Source organism: Acidithiobacillus albertensis (assembly GCF_001931655.1).
GTDB classification, from domain to species: domain Bacteria; phylum Pseudomonadota; class Gammaproteobacteria; order Acidithiobacillales; family Acidithiobacillaceae; genus Acidithiobacillus; species Acidithiobacillus thiooxidans.
Genome location: NZ_MOAD01000001.1, coordinates 1,394,163 through 1,415,832, shown reverse-complemented (window position 1 = coordinate 1,415,832; position 21,670 = coordinate 1,394,163). Strand labels below are relative to the sequence as shown.

General features: G+C 52.8%; 16 protein-coding genes and 2 pseudogenes. 14 read left to right on the top strand and 4 right to left on the bottom strand.

Going from position 1 to position 21,670, the window contains the following annotated elements:
- The first annotated feature begins 110 nt into the window (after positions 1-110).
- The 10 genes and pseudogenes from BLW97_RS07300 (at position 111) to BLW97_RS07255 (ending at position 9,162) form a co-directional block, all read left to right on the top strand.
- Positions 111-473: a roadblock/LC7 domain-containing protein gene (locus BLW97_RS07300; protein WP_075322798.1), complete on the top strand. Its 363-nt coding sequence runs from the start codon at positions 111-113 to the stop codon at positions 471-473.
- Positions 474-521: 48 nt separating this feature from the next.
- Complete coding sequence (locus BLW97_RS07295; RefSeq protein WP_075322797.1) at positions 522-1,052, top strand: protoglobin domain-containing protein; 531 nt, start codon at positions 522-524, stop codon at positions 1,050-1,052.
- Positions 1,053-1,170: 118 nt separating this feature from the next.
- The gene (locus BLW97_RS07290; RefSeq protein ID WP_075322796.1) at positions 1,171-1,974 is read left to right on the top strand and encodes an oxygen-binding di-iron domain-containing protein; all 804 of its coding nucleotides are present in this window, start codon (positions 1,171-1,173) and stop codon (positions 1,972-1,974) included.
- Positions 1,971-2,339 carry a roadblock/LC7 domain-containing protein gene (locus BLW97_RS07285; RefSeq protein ID WP_075322795.1) on the top strand — a complete coding sequence of 123 codons (369 nt, stop codon included), beginning with the start codon at positions 1,971-1,973 and terminating at the stop codon, positions 2,337-2,339. Before BLW97_RS07290 ends, BLW97_RS07285 begins: the two co-directional genes overlap by 4 nt.
- A gap of 212 nt (positions 2,340-2,551) precedes the next feature.
- A complete protein-coding gene (locus BLW97_RS07280) occupies positions 2,552-2,779 on the top strand; it encodes a protoglobin domain-containing protein (RefSeq protein WP_075322794.1) in 228 nt (75 codons plus the stop codon).
- A 533-nt stretch (positions 2,780-3,312) separates the two neighbouring features.
- A complete protein-coding gene (locus BLW97_RS07275; RefSeq protein ID WP_242947746.1) occupies positions 3,313-4,935 on the top strand; it encodes an MFS transporter in 1,623 nt (540 codons plus the stop codon).
- Positions 4,925-6,391: an efflux transporter outer membrane subunit gene (locus BLW97_RS07270; protein ID WP_227485346.1), complete on the top strand. Its 1,467-nt coding sequence runs from the start codon at positions 4,925-4,927 to the stop codon at positions 6,389-6,391. Before BLW97_RS07275 ends, BLW97_RS07270 begins: the two co-directional genes overlap by 11 nt.
- Positions 6,378-7,529 carry an HlyD family efflux transporter periplasmic adaptor subunit gene (locus BLW97_RS07265; protein WP_075322792.1) on the top strand — a complete coding sequence of 384 codons (1,152 nt, stop codon included), beginning with the start codon at positions 6,378-6,380 and terminating at the stop codon, positions 7,527-7,529. The genes BLW97_RS07270 and BLW97_RS07265 overlap by 14 nt, the downstream gene beginning before the upstream one ends.
- A 25-nt stretch (positions 7,530-7,554) precedes the next feature.
- The gene (locus BLW97_RS07260) at positions 7,555-8,481 is read left to right on the top strand and encodes a LysR family transcriptional regulator (RefSeq protein WP_075322791.1); all 927 of its coding nucleotides are present in this window, start codon (positions 7,555-7,557) and stop codon (positions 8,479-8,481) included.
- Positions 8,450-9,162, top strand: a pseudogene (locus BLW97_RS07255) (recombinase family protein). The gene BLW97_RS07260 and the pseudogene BLW97_RS07255 overlap by 32 nt, the downstream one beginning before the upstream one ends.
- 392 nt (positions 9,163-9,554) lie before the next feature.
- On the opposite strand, the gene BLW97_RS07250 reads toward BLW97_RS07255, so the two are convergent.
- The 4 genes from BLW97_RS07250 to BLW97_RS07235 all read right to left on the bottom strand — a co-directional run bounded on the left by BLW97_RS07250 (position 9,555) and on the right by BLW97_RS07235 (position 14,337).
- The gene (locus BLW97_RS07250; protein ID WP_193651284.1) at positions 9,555-10,073 is read right to left on the bottom strand and encodes a DsrE family protein; all 519 of its coding nucleotides are present in this window, start codon (positions 10,071-10,073) and stop codon (positions 9,555-9,557) included.
- Positions 10,074-10,586: 513 nt separating this feature from the next.
- A complete protein-coding gene (locus tag BLW97_RS07245) occupies positions 10,587-12,098 on the bottom strand; it encodes an outer membrane protein assembly factor BamB family protein (protein WP_075322790.1) in 1,512 nt (503 codons plus the stop codon).
- A 242-nt stretch (positions 12,099-12,340) separates the two neighbouring features.
- On the bottom strand, positions 12,341-13,540 hold the full coding sequence (locus BLW97_RS07240; RefSeq protein ID WP_242947743.1) for an ATP-binding protein: 1,200 nt from the start codon (positions 13,538-13,540) through the stop codon (positions 12,341-12,343).
- A gap of 89 nt (positions 13,541-13,629) precedes the next feature.
- The gene (locus BLW97_RS07235; protein ID WP_075322788.1) at positions 13,630-14,337 is read right to left on the bottom strand and encodes a response regulator; all 708 of its coding nucleotides are present in this window, start codon (positions 14,335-14,337) and stop codon (positions 13,630-13,632) included.
- Between the two features lie 174 nt (positions 14,338-14,511).
- Here BLW97_RS07235 and BLW97_RS07230 point away from each other — a divergent pair, with 174 nt between their 5' ends.
- The 4 genes and pseudogenes from BLW97_RS07230 to BLW97_RS07215 all read left to right on the top strand — a co-directional run.
- Entirely contained in the window at positions 14,512-16,065 is a 1,554-nt protein-coding gene (locus BLW97_RS07230) for an efflux transporter outer membrane subunit (protein WP_077218297.1), read from the top strand.
- Complete coding sequence (locus BLW97_RS07225) at positions 16,062-17,147, top strand: efflux RND transporter periplasmic adaptor subunit (RefSeq protein WP_075322787.1); 1,086 nt, start codon at positions 16,062-16,064, stop codon at positions 17,145-17,147. The genes BLW97_RS07230 and BLW97_RS07225 overlap by 4 nt, the downstream gene beginning before the upstream one ends.
- 14 nt (positions 17,148-17,161) lie before the next feature.
- Positions 17,162-20,257 carry an efflux RND transporter permease subunit gene (locus tag BLW97_RS07220; RefSeq protein ID WP_075322786.1) on the top strand — a complete coding sequence of 1,032 codons (3,096 nt, stop codon included), beginning with the start codon at positions 17,162-17,164 and terminating at the stop codon, positions 20,255-20,257.
- 288 nt (positions 20,258-20,545) lie between these two features.
- Positions 20,546-21,670 (top strand): annotated as a pseudogene (locus BLW97_RS07215) (IS110 family RNA-guided transposase); the annotation flags it as partial.

The window sequence follows — 21,670 nt, the reverse complement described above, 5'->3', positions numbered from 1 at the left end:
CAAAAATTTTACCCGATGGTCGTGCCGCTCATATCGTTATGGAATCTGTGTTATTATTATATTATTCGTATATTATTATTTTATTTATTATGAAAGAGGGGTAGTGCCTGGTGCGTGAAGAAATGATGAAGTCGGTGCTATCGGATCTCAATGGCAGTTCCGCAGATATAGAGGCCTCCGCCATTATTTCCACTGACGGCCTGACTATCGCTGCGTTACTTTCCGCTTCTATGGATGAAGACCGTGTGGGTGCCATGGCTGCGGCTATGCTCTCCTTGGGAGAACGGACAGCCACGGAGTTGGCACGCGGCAATCTGGAGCAAGTCATGATCAAGGGAGACAACGGCTTTGTTCTGTTGATACATGCCGGGCCAGATGCCGTTCTTAGTACCATTATTCGGAAAGAAGCCAAACTGGGGTTGGTGTTCCTGGACGCGACTCGGGCTGCAAAAGCCATTGAGAAGATGCTTTGACTGAAGCAGTCAGCCCTTCCTTTCTAAAATCATTCAAGGAAAAGCCACATGCAGCTGGATAACCACGACGCAAACCTCAGTACCTTCTGCAATATCAGCGGACTGTGCCAAGAAGAGCAACGCGCACTCACGGAAGTATTTCTGCTGATCGAAGCAGACCTTCCGCAACTCACCGACGAGTTCTATCGCCAGTTGCTGGGTGATGCACAAACAGCGCCTTACCTGGAAGGCCGGATAGAGGCTTTGAAGCAAACCCACTTAACCTGGATACGCGACCTCGTCGGCGGAGTTCACGACGCAGCCTTTATCAGCCGTCAGGAAAAAATCGGCGAAGTTCATGTCACAATGCGCATTCCACCGCATTTTGTGGCCTCCAGCATGAGTCACCTGCGCGCAGCCATGCCGCTACTGATTCAGCGTAAAGTCGATGACAGTGCCAAGGCGGGCCAGGCTACCAAAGCCCTGCTGCAACTGCTTGATCTCTGTCACTACCTGATTGATCGCAAGTACAGTGAAACGCTGATGAACAATCTCGGCATCAGCCCGGCCTTGCTCAATCGGCTGCAGACATTGAAGTAATCTGGACGGATAGTGAACGGGAAGATGGCCGTTTTCACTAACAGCATACAAAAAATCGAAGCGATCAGACGATCGCAGTACAATGCGCCATTCAAGGAAGCAAAGAGGATTCAGAAAATTGAGCACACTACTTTTCGATAATGGTATCCATAAATGCATAGCATTCACCGACCTGGTGGAAGGCGAAGGGATTCAGGCTAATCAGTTCCTGATTGTGCATAACGGTGAAGGCATGCTTCTGGATCCTGGTGGCAACCTCACCTACAAGAATCTGTTGGCCGAGATGGCCAGCTACTTCCTGCCGGCGCATCTGAATTATGTATTTGCCTCCCACGAGGACCCGGATATTGTGGCTTCCGCGAATGGATGGTTGCTGATTACCGATGCCAAAATCCTCATTGCCAACGAGTGGACCCGTTTTCTGCCGCACTTCTGTTCCAAGGGCATGACTGCCGGACGCGTCATCGGCATTCCAGCACGGGGTATGCCGATTAATCTGGCAGGTCAGGCACTTTCCCTCATTCCCGCACATTACATGCATTCCGTGGGAAATTTCCAGGTGTATGATCCTCTCAGCAAAATACTTTTTTCGGGAGATTTGGGTGCTAATCTGGTCAGTGGACCGGATGCTTCCAAAGTGATTGAAGGGGCAGAAGCGTTTGCTGCGCATCGCGCTGTGTCTTCAATGAACGGCTTCCACCGTCGTTATATGGGTGGCCAGAAAGTCTGCAGGCTGTGGACCCACATGATACGCAGTATGGATATTGACTGGATTGTGCCACAGCACGGGGCCTCCTTTAAGGGAAAGGAGACTATCACCGCATTTCTGGACTGGTTTGAAGCCCTGGAATCGGGTCCAGACCTGTTAACTCAGGACGATTTCCAGTTCCCTGTTCCTGAAAACGAAGGAGGTGCTGCTTGAATCAGGATTTGTTTGCTGATCTTTACACACAGTTGCTGGGGTTGATCCCGGAAATACTGGGCGTCGCATGGATTGCCGATGAAGGGGTTATACTCCTTCAGACGGGGGAAATGGTTGCTGATGAACCTATCATAGGGATTGCCGGAGCGGCATTGATGCGTCTTGCTGAGCACATCAGTGCTGGACTTTCAGAATGTACCACACCTGAAATCAGTATTCGCTGCGAGCAGCATACAGCATTTTTCGTGCAGGCAGATGAACACTCGATTCTGATGCTGGTTCTTCCGGCAGAAGTGGACATCCGGATGTTAACCGGGGTTGTCCCAAGCAGGATTGCAGCACTCCATGGATCAGGAAACAAATGATCTAAAGCGTTATATGGTGAACAATGATCGCATCAGAAGTTTTGTGCACACCTTATAAAAAGCAAACCAATAACTAGACTATGCCTAGTCTCTTGGTCAGAATAGACAGGTTGGTGGGATCCATCTGGTAGGATAAAACTCCAGCCGGAGTCGATTTACTTAATTTGTCTCTAGGCAGAACTTCAAAACTATATTTATAAGGGAATATAAAATTGAAATATCCCCAGCAAACGCTTCTCGAAAAAATAAAAATAAATGATAGCGAAATTTTAAACCGCATGAACCTGCTGAGTCTGGGAAAAGAAGATTTTGATTTATCATTAAGAAACAAAGCAGCTATAGAAGATGATGTGGATACTATTGTAGACGAATTTTATAAGAAACAAACTGAATTTGAGGAAATTGCTGCCATAATAGGTGACCATGAAACGGCGGAATAACCTTTCTGTATAAGAGGGTTCCGCGTTTTTTCTGGCATATTAGCACTAGAATCAGTCACCGGTCTGCTGCACAATGCGATAGGTTGTTTGCGATTTATTCTGCCGAGGCTTACCTCGGCACTTTTTTATAAAAATATGAATCTTCCAGATATAATCATTGTCGTTTTTCAGAACAACCGATAGAGGATCCGTCCCTCCATCGTATTTAGGCAGTGGATGGGTTCGGTAACGTAACTACGAGCATTTATTCTGATAAAAGAGGTAGCGACTATAAACACCCAACAAGACTCCACTCGCTATAAACTCAGCAACTGATTCACTCTGACAAAGTGATTTCATCCACCAGCTCGCACCCAGAATTCAGAATACGATCTCTCTATTATTACCTTGCAGCCCTTTCAGCGAAGAGATCCACTCGAACAGCTACCCATTGATAGCCATTTGCTATCAATGGGTAGCGTAAAATTCATTATCCATTTTCCCGTCTTGTATTAAGCTGCAGTTCCATCAGTTTTCAGGATATGGGATCATCTGTGTCTATTTCGACCTCTTCTAATGCGACGCAAACCCCGTTTCGGGGCCTGCCATTGTTGGTCCTCATCATCGGGCTAAGCAGTGGGCTTTTCCTTGCTGCATGGAGCCTGGCCTGGTCGATCCCCATGTTGCCGTATATTGCCGGAGCCTACAGCACCAGTCTGGATCATGCCGTATGGTCGCTGACCTTTTATCTCCTCGCCTGGGCCTTGGGGGTGGTGCCGGCGACCTGGGTGTACCAGCGCTTTGGTGAGGTGCGGACATACCTCTTTTCCCTGGCGCTGCTCATGCTGGCTACCTTGCCGGATCTGTTGAGCAATCATTTCAGCCTGTTTCTGGCCGGCAGGTTGGTACAGGGCTTTTGTGCAGGTTTGTTGACACCCTTGACCCGACGCATGCTCATCCGTTACGCGCCGGCGCATTGGCAGATGAGCGTGGCAGACCTGACTATCATCAATCTAGTGTTCCCCTTGTTGGCAGGACCTTCACTGGCGGGTTGGATTGCCTATACCTGGGACTGGCGCGATGCTCCTTTGTTGACTTTCCCTTTGGGTTTCCTCTCCCTGGCTGTGGTGGCCTTGCTCTTGCGCGACGATCCCCGTGAACGGCTGCAGCAACCCTTCGACTGGGTGGGTTTGTTCCTGTTGGCGTTGTGGAGCAGCACCTTTCAGGTCGTGCTCAATCGGGGCGAGGACTGGAATTGGTGGGATTCCCCGCGAATTCGCTGGCTGGTGGCGGCAGGATCAGTGTTCCTGGCAGCCTTTTTGATCTGGGCGCGCGAGCATCCGCATCCATGCCTGGATCTTAGCTTGCTCAAGCGGCGCAATTTTGTTCTCGCCACACCGGCCTTGATTTTTGGATGGGGTCTCTTGTTGGGGGGGAACAGCCTCTTTGTATCGGGACTCATCGGCCAGGCGGGTTATTCGGCCTTCTGGGCCGGCGTGGTGCTTTTACCCATGGCCCTTGCCGGTGTACCTCTTATTGCCGTTATGGGCCCCCTCTCCCATCGCGTCAACCCATTGTGGCTGGCCACCATTTGCTATCTCTTGATCGCGGTCTATGGCTTCACGACCCAGGTCAATGCCAACAGCAGTCTTAAGAGCTTGTTGCTCTGCCATTTTCTTGAGGGAGCGGCCCTGGGTTTTTATCTGGTTCCTCTGAGTCTCATTATGTTTTCACGCTTGCCAGCGCAGCGACTACCCGCTGCTGCGACTCTGCAGAATTTTGTGCGCATCCTCGGTGGGGCTTATCTATCGAGCACTTTTTCAGCTCTATGGATGCGTCACAGTGATTACTTTCGCGCCCATCTAGCTTGGCAGTCGCCCATCGAGCCCCTGACTGACCTGGCTCGGCAATTACAGGGAAAGGACATGTCCGGGCAACAGGCCCATGCCTTTTCCATCCAGCATCTAATCTTGCAGAGCGCGTCCCTCAGCATGCAATCCATGCTGACTCTATGGGGATGGATGGCCTTAGTTGTCCTCGCTCTTCTTTGGCTTAGTAAGGGTCCATATCGGCGCCGGCGCAATCGTCCAGGGCGAATCACCATTGAAGAGGAGATCATGGAAAGCGCCGGTTTCACTGAGGAAAATTTGGAAGTGGATGGACCTCATGAACAGTAATAAAGATCGCCTACATCTGTTTTTATGGGCTAAGAAAATACCAACTCGGATGGCTGTGGCTTTGATGATTATCCTTTTGAGCGCTTGTGCTCCGGCGATTCACGCTCTCTCGCCCAATGGGGTGCGACCTCCGGCCATGGCAAAGACGGTGAAGACGATACAAGGTGCTCATCCGCTGCATCCTGGGCCATGGCCAGAACAGGATTGGTGGAAAGGTCTGCACGTGGTCCTGCTCGACGGCTTGTTGCATCATGCCCTGATCCATAGCCCGCAGATCATGGCGGCCCAATCGGAGCTGGATTGGGCCGCCGCTATGAGCCGTCTCCACGGCGCTTCCCTGGGCCCGCAGATCAATGGCGCTGCCAGCATTGCCCCAATGCAGTTCAGCGGCAACGGACCCTTTGGCGCTTTGGGCTTGGGAAATAAAAGATACGATAGTGGTGACATCGGCTTGGGCTTCAGTCAGGCGCTAGATTTTTGGGGGAAGCGGCGAGACTTGTGGAAGGCTGCCTTGGGCGAAGAACATGCCGCCAATGCTCGCCTGGCAGACACGCGCCGTTTGCTGGCCGGGGCCATTGTCCGTACCTACCTGAATTGGTGCCTGAGCAGTCGTCAACATGCGCAGGCGGAAAGTTTGCTGGGTTTGGCGGAGAAGCGTTTGCAACTGGCCGAAACCCGCCAACGCCTAGGCCTGAGTTCGCAAATCCCTCTCACCCTCCAGCGTCAGCAAGTAGCGACTCTCCAGGCGCAGGCAGAACGCTGGGCCGGACTGGCGGACGATGCACGGGCCGATCTGGCCGCGCTGGCTGCCACCGACCCGGATGCCCTGCCCATGCAGCCGGGGTACCCCCAAGAAAACGTTCTCCCAACCTTACCTCCGCATCTGCGTCTGGATCTCTTGGCGCATCGGCCTGACGTCCGCGCAGCGCGAGATGTGGCGGTGGCACGTATGGCAAGCACCCGAGCTGCACGCGCGGAATTTTATCCAGATATCTCCTTTTCTGCCTTGCTCGACCTGAATAGTGCTTCCCTGGTCACTCTGTTGAATCCGGCCAGTTTTGCCTACGCGGTAGGACCAGCCGTGCATCTGCCGATTTTTACCAGCGGCGCACTCCATGCCCGTTTGCATGCCGCAGAGGCTCAGCAGTCAAAGGCTGTGGCGATTTATGAGCAAACGGTGTTACAGGCTACTCGCCAGGTACTCACAGCGCTTTCGTCCTGGACTAGCGAGACCGGCCAATTGGCGGCTCAACACCAGGCCATACAATCGGCTGCACAACGGGCGGTTCTGGTGGAGCGGCGCCGAACACTAGGCCTGGATGACGAAACAGCGGTCCTAGCTCAGCAGGAAGAAATCATCCAACAGCAAATGCGGGTTGGTTTACTACATTATGGCAGTCTCCGGGCTTGGGCCGAACTGGAGACGGCATTGGGAGGCGGTTATGGTTCTCGCTGAGACGACGAGCGAGCTGCGGCGCTTGGCCAAAGAAAACTGGCGCCGACGGCGCAATTTGTGGCTCCTCCTGCTCATCGTCCTTTTGGCCTTGTCGGGCTGGGCGGCTTGGTGGTTCTTCATGGGCCGCTGGTGGGTGAATGTGGACGATGCCTATGTGGCGGGAAATATCTATCCGGTGGATGCTCGGGTCAGCGGTACCGTGCTGTCCGTGGCCGGCTATAATACGCTCGTCGTTCGCCAGGGTGATCCGCTGGTTAGTCTGCGCGGACGCCGGGCAGAACTGGCCTTGAGCCAAGCCCAAGCTCAATTGGCCCAAAGCCTTCAAGGTGCCCGCGCCCTCGTGGCGGAAATAGACGCAAGTCGGGCCCACAGGGCGGCCCTAGCGGCGGCTTTGGCCACGGCACGACAAAAAGCCTGGCGCTATCGAGCGGCGGCCGAGAGCGGGGCGACGCAGGCCCTAGAGGCCATTACCACCAAGAACGATGTGGCCCGCCTGCAGGCAGAAATAGCGGCGGAAAGCGCCCATGGCCGAGCTCTCCAGGCCCGCCTAGGCGCTCACAACCCGGACAACACCCCTAGCGTCAAGGCTGCCCTGGAACGTGTCAAGCTGGCACGATTGGCGCTACATCGGCAGATCATTCGTGCTCCTGTCAGCGGTATCCTTGCCCAGCAGTCAGTTCAGCGCGGGCAGTGGATAAAGCCAGGGCAGCGCTTGTTTAGTATCGTCCCTCTCGATCAGATCTGGGTAGACGCCAACGTCAAGGAAACAGATCTGGCTGGTGTGCGGGTGGGGGCGAGAGTCACCCTGCACGCCGACGTGTACGGCAGCGGGGTCACCTACCATGGTTGGGTGGCAGGGATTGGCGGTGCTTCAGGGGCTGTCTTTGCGGTCCTGCCCCCAGAAAATGCTAGCGGCAACTGGATCAAGTTCACCCAACGGGTACCTGTACGCATTGCCCTTGACCCACAGGGCTTCATTGCCCACCCCCTCCGTCCAGGACTAACCATGTCTGTGACCATCCGCGTTGGCGGCAAACCCCATCAGGGGCCGACGCCCCCCTGGATGGAGACAGCGCGGCCCAGGGCTGCGAGTGCGGTCACAAACCTGGCGGCGAGAGGCCAGGATGGCGTACGCTGAGCTTTTCTCTGGGAGCACCGGCCCGTTGGATTTGCATCATCTGCGTCACTTCGTGGTTCTGGCCGAGACCCTGCATTTTCATCGCGCCGCTGAACGCCTGCATCTGGCCCAACCTTCTTTGAGCCGGAGTATTCGGACGCTGGAAGAAGACTTGGGAACCTCCCTCTTTCTACGCAGCCAGCGCGAGGTGCGACTGACATCCGCCGGAGCCGCACTGCTGCCCGAAGCCCGTTTACTCCTTGCCCAGGCGACGCGCACTCAACACCTGATACAAGATATCGTCCGGGGCGATGCCGGTCTGCTCCGCATCGGTTTTATCAGCTCCACGGCCATTACCCTTTTGCCTTTTCTCCTGCGCGCCTTCCGCGCTGTCCATCCCAGAGTGCGTCTAGAGTTGCAGGAAATGAGTAGTGCCGCACAAACCCGTGCCCTGCTTGCAGGCCAGATAGACTTGGCTCTGATCCGTGACATGGAGGCGGTTCCAGACATCCAGCAACATTCTTTGCTAAAGGAGCGCCTCTTGCTTCTGGTTCCATCAGGGCATGCCCTGGTGGAACAGGTACCTGTAACTTTCTCACGGCTCGTTGATGTAGATATTGTATTGTTGCGCCGCGAGGTGGCGCCGGGCTCCTATGACCGTATATGGGCCAACTGTCTAGCCCACGGCCTGGAGCCGCATATTTTCACGGAACTGGCCGATTCTAATGCTGTTTTCAGTATGGTAGCCGCTGGCTTGGCAGTGAGCTTTCTCTTTTCTTCGTTCGCCCAGGCCGCCCGCCCCGGTGTCACCTTCCTGCCCCTGCAGGATGAGATGGCCGACAGCGAAGTCTCTCTGGCTTGGCAGAACCAAGCAGCGCAGCAAAGTCCTGCGCTTCAGTCGTTCATTCACCTGGCGCAAAGCGCCTTTCCACTATTGGACAATGCGTCAGGCCACATCTCCAAAGGGAGGTAATACACGCCAAAGGATATCCGTTTTCCTTGTCCCGAAACTTAACTTCCCTTACAGTTTCGTTAACTCCATTAAAGAACAGATTGCCATGCTGATCGGTTATGCCCGCGTCTCGACTATGGATCAAAACCCAGCCCTTCAAATGGATGCCCTCAAGGCCGTGGGTTGCGAAAAAATTTTTACGGAGAAAGCCTCCGGCTCGCATCGGGACCGGCCACAATTACAGGCGCCCTGGATTACTTGCGTAAAGGGGATACGCTGGTGGTCTGGAAACTTTCCCGGCTGGCCCGTTCGTTGACGCAAGTCATCCAGACGGCGGCTGACATCCATGAGCGGGGAATAGCCCTTAAGGTGCTGACCCAAAACATCGGCACCAGCACCTCCGAAGGGCGGCTTTTTTTCCATATGACCGCCGCTTTCGATGAGTTCCAACGGGAATTGATTGTCGAAAATACTCGTGCGGGTCTTGCTGCAGCGAATAGGCGTGGGCGGCGGGGTGGTAGGCCAAAAGCCATGAATGAGCAAGCCATCAAACACGCGGAAACTTTACTCAAAGATACAGCAAACTACCCTTTCATTGGTGACGTGATTGACCAGCTGGGGATCGGTAGGACGGCCTTTTACCGCTATTTTCCGACAGACCGGATCAAGGCGCTCAGGAAGGAGCATTCAGCAGAAACTTAACCGGAGGATAATCCTGTGGGACTTTCGGTACCTTTATGCAGACAGACCCATGTTTCCCGACGGAATTTTCTGGGGTTCCGGCTTACACCCCCAAGCAGAGAAAATATCGGCCGCTGCGGCCCTTCGCAGGAGATTAACGGGTTTTATATTCCGTTTTCTGAGGGGACCCCGTCATGGCGGATTTCAAGAGACACGGATATCTGCGTGAATCCGGTCAGCGCATTATGGTTCAGCGCGCGTCGCTATGAAAAATTGCCAGCGGCATGCATTGATGGACTTTAAGCGTTTGATGAAGTTCCTTCAGACACATCTTCATAGAGGTCAAGCATCAGTTAATTCCTCATTGAGAGCATGACACATCCAAATTTTCTGCTTATAACGAAAATTTGAGTTTAGGGGTTGATATAATCGAAACCGGCGTGCTCCAGCTGCATGATACGGATGACACCTCCCGGAACAATAACTACCGAAGGATCCAGTTTGGGAAAATGGCCGCTCTTCTTCTTAAAAGCTTCCATGCTGTTATGGCAAACATCAAACTCTACTCCCTCAGCATTAATCGCAGCAATGCGACTCGCCATCGAGTTGTTAGGAGAATATATTTTGATGCCCGGACCAAACGCCACGACGACAATCTGAATCTTTTTATGACCAAAGTAGTTGAGCAGATTCTGGGTGATGTTCAGGTCCATAGTCCAACGGGCCGGATTATCCTGACTGACCTGGATCACCACATGATGCTCGGCAAAAGGCAAGTCATGAATAAAAGCGGGATGATCAAAACGAAAATCATGGAGCATTGAAACATTGGCTGAATCGACATTGGCCGAAGCCGTGGTCATACCCAGCATTCCCATCACTGGCAAAGCACTGACTAATACGGATACTTTCAAAAAATCTTTCAATAACATCACTGTCTCCTCGCTATCTTCTTCAAAAGGCAATCATCGCCTGCATGGCAAATTCATTATCCACGGCATTGGGAAAAACTATCCGCCTCCGGATTAGGCGGATGCGGCACATCCCGCATCCAGAAGTAGTAACGGGTATGAGGCGTTAACTAATGGCGAAAAGCCGAGTTCAGCCACTGCATAAATAAGCGTATTTCTGGAAAATCTATGGCTATGATACATGTTCATCACCTCGTGATGTTTTGGTTAAATATTTAGTGCCGAATAGCAATATGTAGCTTTTCCAAAATTCTGCCGAGTAAAATGGTGAATGGGTAGAATGTTAATACCCATTTTCGCAAATGCAGAAGATATTTCGCTCATATAAAAACCGCTCGTCGAGAGACTAACCAGATCGTCTCCCGCCGAATGGTTCACGTCAAATGCCTTTAATGAGCGGCGATTTGTGCGCTTGCTGCAGATTTCATGGTCGTTGCCATTCTGAACCTCTGTTAAGCCTTATTTAAGCCTTATTTAAGCCTTGTTGGCGTTGAATTGCGGGTTGACGTCCTTGACCGGTACGGCGTTGATCCAGTCCCACGAGTTACCCAGGTACATGGTGCCTCCGACAATGGTGGGATTCACGATGCCGAAGCGACCCCCGACATGATATTCGTGAACCATCTGCCCCGTTTTAGGCTGAATGGCATAAATATCCGGTCCGGTAGAAATATAGAGCATATTTTGATAGTACGTCGGTGCACCACGTCCTGCTCCGGCAGGACCAGGATTGGGTACGTGCCAGGTCCAAGCCACTTTACCGGTATGCAGATTCATGGCCTCATAGGTCGAGGTGACAGGAGAACCGACATAAACCATCCCATCATGAATCATGGGAACCCCGCCTTTGAATGCCGGAATCTTGGGGCCACGTCCCATATTGTTTGTCCACAGAACTTGTCCGGTATTGGCATTAAAAGCCCGAACCAGGGTTTCCATGGTGGGTTTGCCATCTACCATTTTGGGGTTGGCCACGGTGTCCATGACGACAATACCGTTATCCACAACGGGGGATACATCGCCCATACCGGTGTTGACGGCACCGGGAATTTCACCCTTCCACAACACCTTGCCGTTATTGATATTCAGTGCATAAAGACCGGGGATGACGGACATGGAGACATAGACATGGTTTTTCCAGACTACGGGGCTGGACATGTTGGCTATGCCCCCTACATGGGTTTTCCAGATGGCCTTTCCGTCCGTAGAGTGAATCCGGTAAATATTACCGTCGCCGGTGCTGATGAAAAGCGAGTGGTCCGCATAGGCCGGGGTGGGCATGGCATCACCCTGGGTCTTGAAACTCCAGAGTAGCTTGCCATCTTTACGATCCAGGCAGAAAATCCCGTTATAGCTGATATCCTTGCCACGTCCGGCCTGCTTGGGATGCTTGGAGTACTCCATGACATTGGCAAAATTGAAAGACACGCTACCCGCTGATAGATAGACCTTTTTGCCGACGACCAGAGGATTACCCATGAGGGTATTGGCTACCGGGCTGCTCCGCCAGATCAGCCTGCCAGTTTGAGCATTGACGGCGTAAGCGAACATATCATCGCTTTCCGCATACACGACCCCTTTGACCACCGAAACGCCCAGAGCATTTCCATAAAACTGGGTTTGTACCGGGAGTGCTTCCTTGATGCCATCCACTTTTTCGCCGTAGGGATGGTTATCATTGAGCGGCCAGGCCCGGGCTTCAGGAAAATTCCAGCGGACGCCATCACGAATCCAACGGGGCGCGTTGTGCGCAACAGGGAATCCGGCATTGTGCTGAGGGTTTCCATAGGCGTGGGTCCACTCTGAAGGACCGACCTGATCATTGGCCTGTGGCGCATTTTGCGGTAAATATAGCGTCGCAAAGGGACTTTGGGGGTCCAGGGTATTGTTAATGGGATCCTGGGGAACCTGATTGGTTTGCGCCCAGGCGGTCCCGGAAATCAAGATGCTGACTGCTGACAATATGACTATTTTGCGGAATTTCATCACTTCTCCTCGCGCGTTGAAAATGTGAAACAACCTCGTTGTAAATTCTCTCATGAGGCGTGCTGAACAATTAGAAAATTCTAATTTGTTAATGAATAATTCAGTATCATCATTGAGTTACTGAAACCTAAACCTCTCGATATAAGATATCAATAATATAAATGTAAAAGATTGAAACGGGGTTACATATTTTTACATGGCATTTGCAACAATTTGATATTTTATAAATCACACCAAGCATTTTATAATGAATCATGTCTTTCTGGAGGACTATAAAAGCGAAGCACTGCAATTAACCCATCATCTGTTGCCATTTCATAGTGAAGACTCCCGTTATGCAACGCCATGATGCGGTGACAAATCCGGACACCAATTCCCGCTCCATGCCCTGTTTGATGAGGTAAATTGCCCTGATTGAGTGCTTGAAGAAATGCAGCAGAAACACCAGGCCCATAATCACGAAGCCGAATTTCGAGGTACGTTGGACAGGCTAAAAACTGAATCTCCAGGATCCCTCCGCCATAACGCTTTGTGTTATCGAAAAGAATACGAAAAACTCTTTCCAACGCCAGCGGGCGGCATTGCAAAACATGCGGACTGAAATCTGGTACGGGCCTCTCTACGTGAACAAGCAGTCCGTAACGCTCCCGGGCTATTTCTGTCATTTTGGCCAACCATTCTTGCACGTTAATGGAAATGCCCTTTTCCTGGTCACCGCTGCGCACCAGTGCCAAGAATTTATCAATCGTTTCGTCCATCTCGCGGACATCTATGCGCATGGAAGATTTTTGCGCCAAAAAGTTTCTATCGGGCAAGTGCAGGGTCAACAGTAGGCGAGAAAGCGGTGTTCGCAACTCATGAGAAATACCGGTAAGGAGTAGCGTGCGTTCTTCGTGGAGTCGATGGAGATCATTGGCCATGCTGGTAATAGCCTCGGTTAATCGCTGTACTTCCAGGGGTCCACCAATCGGTCCCAGCGCATCAGGCGAGTCGCCGAGACCAATGCGCGGCGCTTCAGCGGCCAGGCGTGCCAAGGGACGATTAATCTGTCGCACGATCAACCAAGCCCCCAGCAGGGTAACCAGTGCGATGATCCCAAGGCGCATGAGCATGAATCCTTGTCCACCAAAGTCCATGGACGAAACAGGCATCCCCAACCAGGACTGATCGGGACCGCCGCGTATCCATATCCAGGTATCGTTACCTTCTTCAGGGCCAATTCGAAGGCGAGCCCCCGGCGTACGTTGTTGCAGATAACGCGCGCTTTCGCGGAGAAAATACTGATCGGGAATATGGCCAGGATGCGCATTGGCCGGACGCCATTGCAGTTTCCCGGCAGAGCCGTATGGCGCGTGACGACTGACAAGGGCATGGTCAGTCTGCAACAGAAACTCGGCAAAGCGTTCTGCGGAGGGATTTAACACGTACTGATGAAAAAGCACATAAACGGCTGCCTGCGTACTGAGTAACAGCAGTCCGAGCAGCAGCAGAGTCCGTCCCAGCGTGCTGCGAGGCCAGAAGGCTCCGATATTCAGGGTTCAGCCACAAAGAGATAGCCATGTCCCCAGACCGTGCGAATATGTCGGGGACGCCCCGGATTCTTGTCGAGCAGGCGACGCAGGCGTGATATCTGCATATCAATACTGCGATCATCTGTCTCCAGATCGCGGCCACGTGTCAGCCACATGAGTTTCTCGCGCGTTAGCGGTTGTCCCTCATGTTGGATCAGGGTAGACAGTGTTAAAAATTCAGTACTAGTTAGCGCGATGACTTGGCCATGAAGACGTATTTCTTGACGACTCATATCTACTAAAAAGGGCCCTTTCTGAAAACTGGGAGAAACTTCAGTAGTGCCTGATACGGGATTTCGAGCACGACGCAATATGGCCTGGATACGCGCTGCCAACTCCCGTGGATGAAAGGGCTTGGCCAAATAGTCATCAGCTCCCATTTCTAATCCCAGAATGCGATCAATTTCATCTCCCCTGGCCGTCAGCATGAGAATCGGTACATCATGGTGATGCTGACGCAATCGGCGGCAGATCTGCAGACCGTCTTCCTGGGGCAAGCCCAGATCCAGAATGATCAGATCAACAGGAAAAGTCCCAAGAACAGACTCTATCTGACTGCCATCCCCCATGCCCTGTACAGCAAAACCGTATCCTTTCAGATGGGATTCCACCAGACTGCGTAGACGCAGATCGTCATCGACAATGAGAATATGTTGTTTGTCTTTCATGAATCACACTGTACATTTATCGATCGAATTAGCCAAATAAAAGTGTAACTAAAAAGCCTATCATGTTACAAAAAAACAAATTGTTACATCTCACAGCGGTTATGCGCACGATTGTTACAGTGAGCCTCGTTATAATATGCGAATATTTTCTATTGAACTGAGCAAGGATGATTCATGGCTCCAAAAAAATCTGTGGTACACCAGGAATCGACACATCCTATTCAAAAAAAATATGTCACCCTGTTGATAGGGGCCACACTGATAATGGGATTGTCGGGTTGCGCAGTCGGTCCACATTTATCCGCGCCGAATGTCGCGGCGCCCAAATCGTACAATGCACATTCACTGTTTTTAAGCTCCTCTCGACAACACATACAGTGGACCAGACAGCAAGCAAAATCCTGGTGGTCTCTATTTCACTCAACAACGCTGACTGCCTACATTCAGAAGGCTATGAAAGCCAACCCCAACTTGCAGGCGGCTCACGCAGCACTGGCACGGCAGCAGGCCTTGGTGCTTGCCGCCCAGGGCGGGCTCTATCCTCAAATCGGAGCCAATGCGGGAATCAGTCGACAACGTGCGTTGCGTACAGGGTCCAATGGAGGACAGAGCTATCGGATACCAGGCAATCTTTACAGCCTTTTCCTGGGGACTCTCGATATTAGTTATAACCCGGATGTATTCGGACGCCAGAATGACCTGATACATGCCGCCAAAGCGCGCAAGACGGTCAGTCTGGCGGAGCTCGATCAAACCGAAGTGTTTTTGGCTGCTGATGTGAGTCGGGCGGTTATTCAGGGCGCCGCCCTCCAGGCACAACTACACGCGGCTCAAAAAATTACCACTGCAGATGAACACTTGTTGAAACTTTTACAGCAAGAATATCGGATTGGGGATCAAAACTTACAAAACGTAGAGCAACAAGCTGCCCAGACGGCCGCTGCTCGCGCACGCATAGCCCCTTTGCAGGCGGCATTCGCCGCTTCCCGGCACGCGCTAGCAGATTTATTGGGCGAATCTCCGAATGTGCCACTCACTATGCCGAAACTGCACAATCTGCAATTGCCTGCGCATTTACCCGCGACAATTCCCTCTGCACTGGCTGAAAATCGTCCGGATATTCAGGCGGCGACGGCAGAACTCAAGGTGGCGGCTGCACAGGCCGATGTGGCAACCGCCAACCTCTACCCTCAATTCAATATTACTGCCGATATTGGCAAGGCGGCTATGACAGGGGGACTCTTTTTCAATCCGTTTTCTACTATCTGGTCGCTGGGCGCAGGGCTGGCAGCGCCCATTTATAATGGTGGCGCCTTGCACGCCCAACGCCGTGCTGCCATAGATCAATATCACGTCGTTAGCGATCAGTATCGCTCTACCGTGCTCAATGCATTCCGGGAAGTGGCGGACGCTTTACGCGCCCTACAAGGTGCCGATGCCGCATACACTCAGCAAAAACGGGCACAAATTTCCTCTGGGAAGGCCTTGCAATTGGCTGAAGCGCGATATCGCGATGGGGTCACCGGCTACACAGATGTCTTGGATGCGGAAATTGCCTATCAGCAGGATACGGTAAAGGCCATTCAGGGACGCAGTCAGCGTTATCTGGATAGCGTGGCTTTGTTTGTCGCTCTGGGTGATGGCTGGCAGCCAACATCGGGAGCTGTCCCACATCCTGAAAAAACATCTCCTTCCACTTTGAATCACTCTGCAGGAGTTCCCGCATGAAAAAGGCTTTTCTTTTCTTAGGGTTGATTGTTGTGCTGCTTTTTGCTGCCATCTATGGCTGGCACTCCTGGCGGCAACAGCGACTACAGGCACACCTCGCGGCCAAGGCCAATCCGGCGGTGACGGTCTCCGCTACCCAAGTCCGCGAGCACAGTCTTGCGGGTAAATTAACGGCCGTTGGGGAAATTGTTCCGCAACAAGGTGCGGTACTCAGCCCTCAAGTCGGTGGCGTGATCGAAAAACTCTATTTCCATTCCGGGCAGACGGTGACCCAGGGACAGCTACTCCTGTCGCTCAACCCCGGGAATTTGCCCGGTCAACTTCAAGCTGCACAGGCGCACGCTGAACTGACCCAAGTCGATTATCAACGGGCACAGAAAGTGTATGCCATTCACGGAATTTCCACGGCGGCGCTGGATAAGGCCAAATTTGATGCCCAGGCGGCTCAGGGACAAGTAGCGGCCCTACAGGAATCATTGGCGGACACCCAGATACGAGCCCCATTTTCAGGGATGCTCAGCCTGCGCACGGTAAATGCCGGTGAATATATTCATGCAGATACCCCGGTGGTCCATCTGGAGAACCTGCATCATCTGTATGTTGACTTCACCGTTCCTCAGCGCGATGCCAAAGTGCTACATCCAGGGGCACCTGTACAAATCGACATCCATGACGGAGAAAAAGTAAAACATTACGTCTCCACGGTGTACGCCATTTCCAGCCATGTGGACGCAGCAAACCGGGCTATTAGTGTGCGGGGAATTGTGAAGGCAGCCCAGGGGCTTAAACCTGGCATGTTTGTCCAGGTGGACTTGCAGAAGTCAGCGCCTAAAGAAATGCTGATGATCCCGACAGTGTCGGTGAGTTTTAACACCTATGGTGATTTTGTTTACGTACTCACTTCCGCCGAGTCAAAGCATCATCTCATCGCCAAGGAACAGAAGGTAGTGACCGGTATACAGCGTGGCAAATATACCGCCATTATCAGTGGTCTCAAGGCGGGTGAAACTGTCGTCACTGCTGGGCAGGTCAAGCTGCACAGTGGGGATTCTGTGCACATTAACAACGCTGCACACCTATAACGACGGAGATCAGCATGCATTTTACCGAACCCTTTATCCGTCGCCCTGTTCTCGCCATTTCTTTAGCGCTCGTCCTGTTTTTCTTCGGGTTGCGTTCTCTGGGAATGTTGCCCATTACTGAGTATCCACCCACTGACAGCTCAATGCTCACGGTAACCACCCATTATTTTGGGGCGACGCCAAAAACCGTCAATGCCTTTATCACCGCGCCTTTGGAAAAAGCCGTTGGGCAGGCTCCGGGCATCAACTATATGACCGGCGTGAGCGAAGATGGTGTTTCCATAATTACACTCTATATGCGTATGGGAGAGAATCCGAACGCCGCTTTATCTCAAGTGCAGAGTAAGGTTAATACGGTACTCAATCAGCTTCCTAAAGGGGTGATGCAGCCAATCGTTCAGGAAATGTCGGGTTCTGGGGCCTATTTGATGATGTTGACTTACCATGGCAAAGGCTTTAACCAGCAGCAGATCACCGATTATCTCACCCGTGTCGTGCAACCTGCGATTGAGTCTGTCCCGGGGATAGGGCTAACCTCGATTCTTCCGCCGGGGACCGGCCCCAACGGAAATACTTTTGCGATGCGGGTATGGCTGAACCCGCATGAAATGTCGGTCTTGGGTATCACCCCATCCCAGGTCAGCGCCGCCCTGAAGAAAAATGATTTTGTTGCCGCAGTAGGGCGATTGAGGGGGGAGTACACCGCTGTTTCTCTGAGCGCTAACACCGCCCTGCATACCCCTGCGGAATTCCGCAACCTGGTTGTGGCGACCGTCCACGGTGTACCTATTCATCTGAGTCAGGTCGCCAAGGTGTCTTTGGGTGCCCAGACTTATGATTCTTCCGTCATGGTGGACGGACGAGCGGCCGTTAATATCGGGATCGAACAGGCCCCTGGCAGTAATGCGCTGCAGGTTGCCGGTGGAGTCGAAAAGGTAATGGCCCGGTTGAAATCTACCATGCCACCGGGTGTACAAGGGTCCGTCATTTATAATGGTGCACAATTTGTCAAAAGCTCCCTTCAGGAAGTAGAGGGCACTATTGGTTTGGCTCTGCTGGCCGTTATCCTGGTGATTTACCTTTTTATGGGTTCCTGGCGCGCATTGATCGTTCCGGCTCTGGCTATTCCGGTTGCGATGGTAGGAGCCATGACGATCATTCACGCGCTGGGTTACACCCTTAACCTGCTGACATTGCTGGCCATGGTGCTGGCAATAGGTTTGGTCGTGGATGATGCCATTATCGTAGTGGAAAATGTCCACCGACATATTGAACACGGCGCAACCCCTTTGCATGCCGCTTTGCAAAGTGCCAAAGAGTTGGCCAGTCCCATCCTGGTGATGGCAACGACCCTGGTAGCGGTCTTTGCGCCCATGGCGTTTATCGGTGGCCTGGTGGGACACCTGTTCAGCGAGTTTGCTTTCACCATTGTGGCCACCGTACTGCTGTCTATGATTGCCGCTCTGACTCTGGCACCCATGCTGGCCTCACGGGTTCTGAAGGCTGGGCAGGAAGGCCGGGTTGCTCATTTGGTAGATCATGTGTTTGGGCGCTTAAAGGCTTTTTATGGGCGTCTTCTTTTCGCCAGTCTGAAGATCTGGCCAGTGACGGTGACTTTGGCTCTGGTTTTGACCGGAGGAATCTATTTTCTTTTCAGCATCAGTCAGAGTGAACTGGCTCCTCCGGCCAATCAGGGGCTTGTGTATGTCAATGGGGTGGCTCCGCCCACCGCAACCCTTGAGTATATGAATACCTATGATCGTTATCTGACTAAGACCGTTTTCGACAAAATCCAGAGTCGGGGACATAGTTTTGCGGTCAACGGAGTCGGGATCGGAGGCATGTTATTGAATAATGAAGTGATGGCTGGGGTGGTTCTCAATCCCAAGCGAGGTGATGTTACTACCCAGGAGGTAAGGAACAAAGTGCAGACCCTGTCAGAACAGGTGCCTGGCATGAAGTTGTCCGCCTTTGGCCTGCCGCCACTCCCTGGCGCTGCGGTAGGCTTGCCGGTGCAGTTTGTACTGACTAGCGCAGGGGGATCTTCTTATCAGCAGTTGGATGCCCTATCCGCTAAACTGGTACAAGAGGCCAAAGCCAGCGGACTGTTTTCGTTCGTCTCTAAAAACCTCGATTACAACGATCAGATTCAGAAAATCGTTATTAATCGACAAATGGTAGCCTCTTTTGGACTGAGCATGGCGGATATTGGCCAAAATCTGGAGACCCTGCTAGGGGGGAATTATGTCAACTATTTCGACATGAAAGGACTAAGTTATCGGGTGGTCCCCCAAGTGCCGCCAGCCTTGCGGGCTAATCCCAATTTTCTCAAGGCATATACCATCAAGACGCCTGCAGGTACTGAGGTTCCACTATCCACGTTTGTCTCCTTGAAACCAGAATCTGCTCCGACCTATTTGCCGCAGTTTCAACAGTTGCCAGCAGTATTCATTCAAGCCAATCCAGCGCCCGGTGTATCACTGGGCCAAGCACTACAGTTTTTGCAAGTGCATGCGAAGAAAATTCTTCCCAGTGGCGATCAAGTGCGGTACGCAGGTGAGTCTCGCCAGTATGAACATCAGGGTGACACTTTATTGGTTACCTTTGGCTTTGCCCTCTTGATGGTGTTCCTGTTGCTGGCGACGCAGTTCAACAGCTTCCGTGACTCCCTGGTGGTTCTTACCGCCGTCCCCGTCGCACTTTTCGGGGCCTTGTTGCCTATTAGTCTTGGCGCTTCTAGCGTGAATATTTACTCTGAGGTGGGGATGGTGATGCTGATTGGTCTGATCGCCAAGCAGGGAATTCTGATTGTGCAATTTGCTCGGGTCATGCAGGAAGAAAAGCATCTGGATAAATTACACGCAGTAATAGAAGCGGGCACTTTGCGCCTGCGTCCGATTTTAATGACGGTGGCCGCTATGATTGCGGGAGCCATGCCATTGCTTTTTGCCAGTGGAGGAAATGCGGATGCCCGGTTTTCCATGGGCTTGGTCATTGTCAGCGGCCTGGGATTTGGATCAATGGTGTCCTTGTTCGTGGTTCCGGCGTTTTATCTCTGGTTTGGTCGGTCAGTACATACCCAAAAGGAGGAAAACACTCTGAACGGATAAAAACCTGGAAACGCATCATGCTATTCGTTTTCTTCTAACGTCCATTGCGACTCGCGCCACCCCGGAGAATGAAAGAGAATGGGAGCGGGTGGCGGCGGATTGAGATCGCGCGAAATTTTGGTGACTTGATCCCGTTTCTAACGTGACCCGCCGGGCCGACTCGTACCCCGGATTGCCTCCATGAGAGCGCACATTAAGAGGACCGCCTGTGGCTTGCTGCAGGCAGGTTGATTCGGCATCGGCATCCATCGCCTCCCACGTTTTCAGTATAGATGGAGAGGAAAGCCAATGGAACTGAAACCCATTTTTCAACGTGTGATCGGCCTGGATATTCATCAGGCACAAGTGACGGGCTGTGCCATCATTGGTAACCCGGATGGCACTGTGGAGGTAGAGCGCCGTCAGTTTGGCAGCTTCAAGAAAGACCGCTGGGCCTTGGCGGATTGGTGTGCGACCTGGCAGTCGGATGCAGTGGTCATGGAGAGTACCGGGATTTACTGGAAAAGTCCCTATGCGGCTTTGGAGCAGGTCGGCATTCGTGCCCAGGTCGTCAATGCCCGTCACGTCAAACAGGTGCCCGGTCGCAAAACCGATGTCGGCGATGCGGAATGGCTGGCCATGCTGGCGCGCGCGGGCTTGTTACGCGGTTCCTTTGTCCCGCCAGCGCCACTGCGGGAATAACGCTTGATTACCCGCCAACGACAGAAGTTGGTCGGCATGCTGGCCTCCGAAAAAAACCGGCTACACAAGGTGCTGACCGACGGGGGGATCCGCCTGGGCGTGGTGGTCAGCGACATTCATGGTCAATCGGCACGCGCCATGATCAAGGCGCTGATTCAGGGCGCCACGCCTCAGGAGGTACTGTCCCTGGCGAGCCATCGCCTCAAGGCCAGCCGGGAGGAGATTCTGGATGCGTTGCAGGGCGATTTGAGTGCCTGCCATCGTTTTGTTCTGGACGAAGTGATGCACCATATCGAAGCCCTGGAAGCGCAGATCGCGCGCTTCGATACCCGCTTGTTGGACGGTTTGGCCCTGCAACAGCATGCCCTGGCCTTGCTGCAGACCTTGCCGGGGGTGGATACCATAGGTGCTGCCTTATTGCTGGTGGAAATCGGGGACGATATGAAGGCCTTCGGGAGTGCCGATCGCCTGGCGTCGTGGGCCGGTCTGTGCCCGGGCAACAACGAATCGGCCGGTAAGCGCAAAAGTGGTCGCACCCGGAAAGGGAATCCTTACGTGCGCCGCGTCTTGTGCGAATGCGCCCATGCCGCCAGTCGCACCCAATGCGCTCTGCCCACCAAATTCCAGAACCTGGTCGTGCGCCGAGGTCATAAACGATCCATTATCGCCTTGGCCCACAAAATGCTGCGCATCATCTACTTCATGCTCTCTCGCGGCACATATTACCGGGAC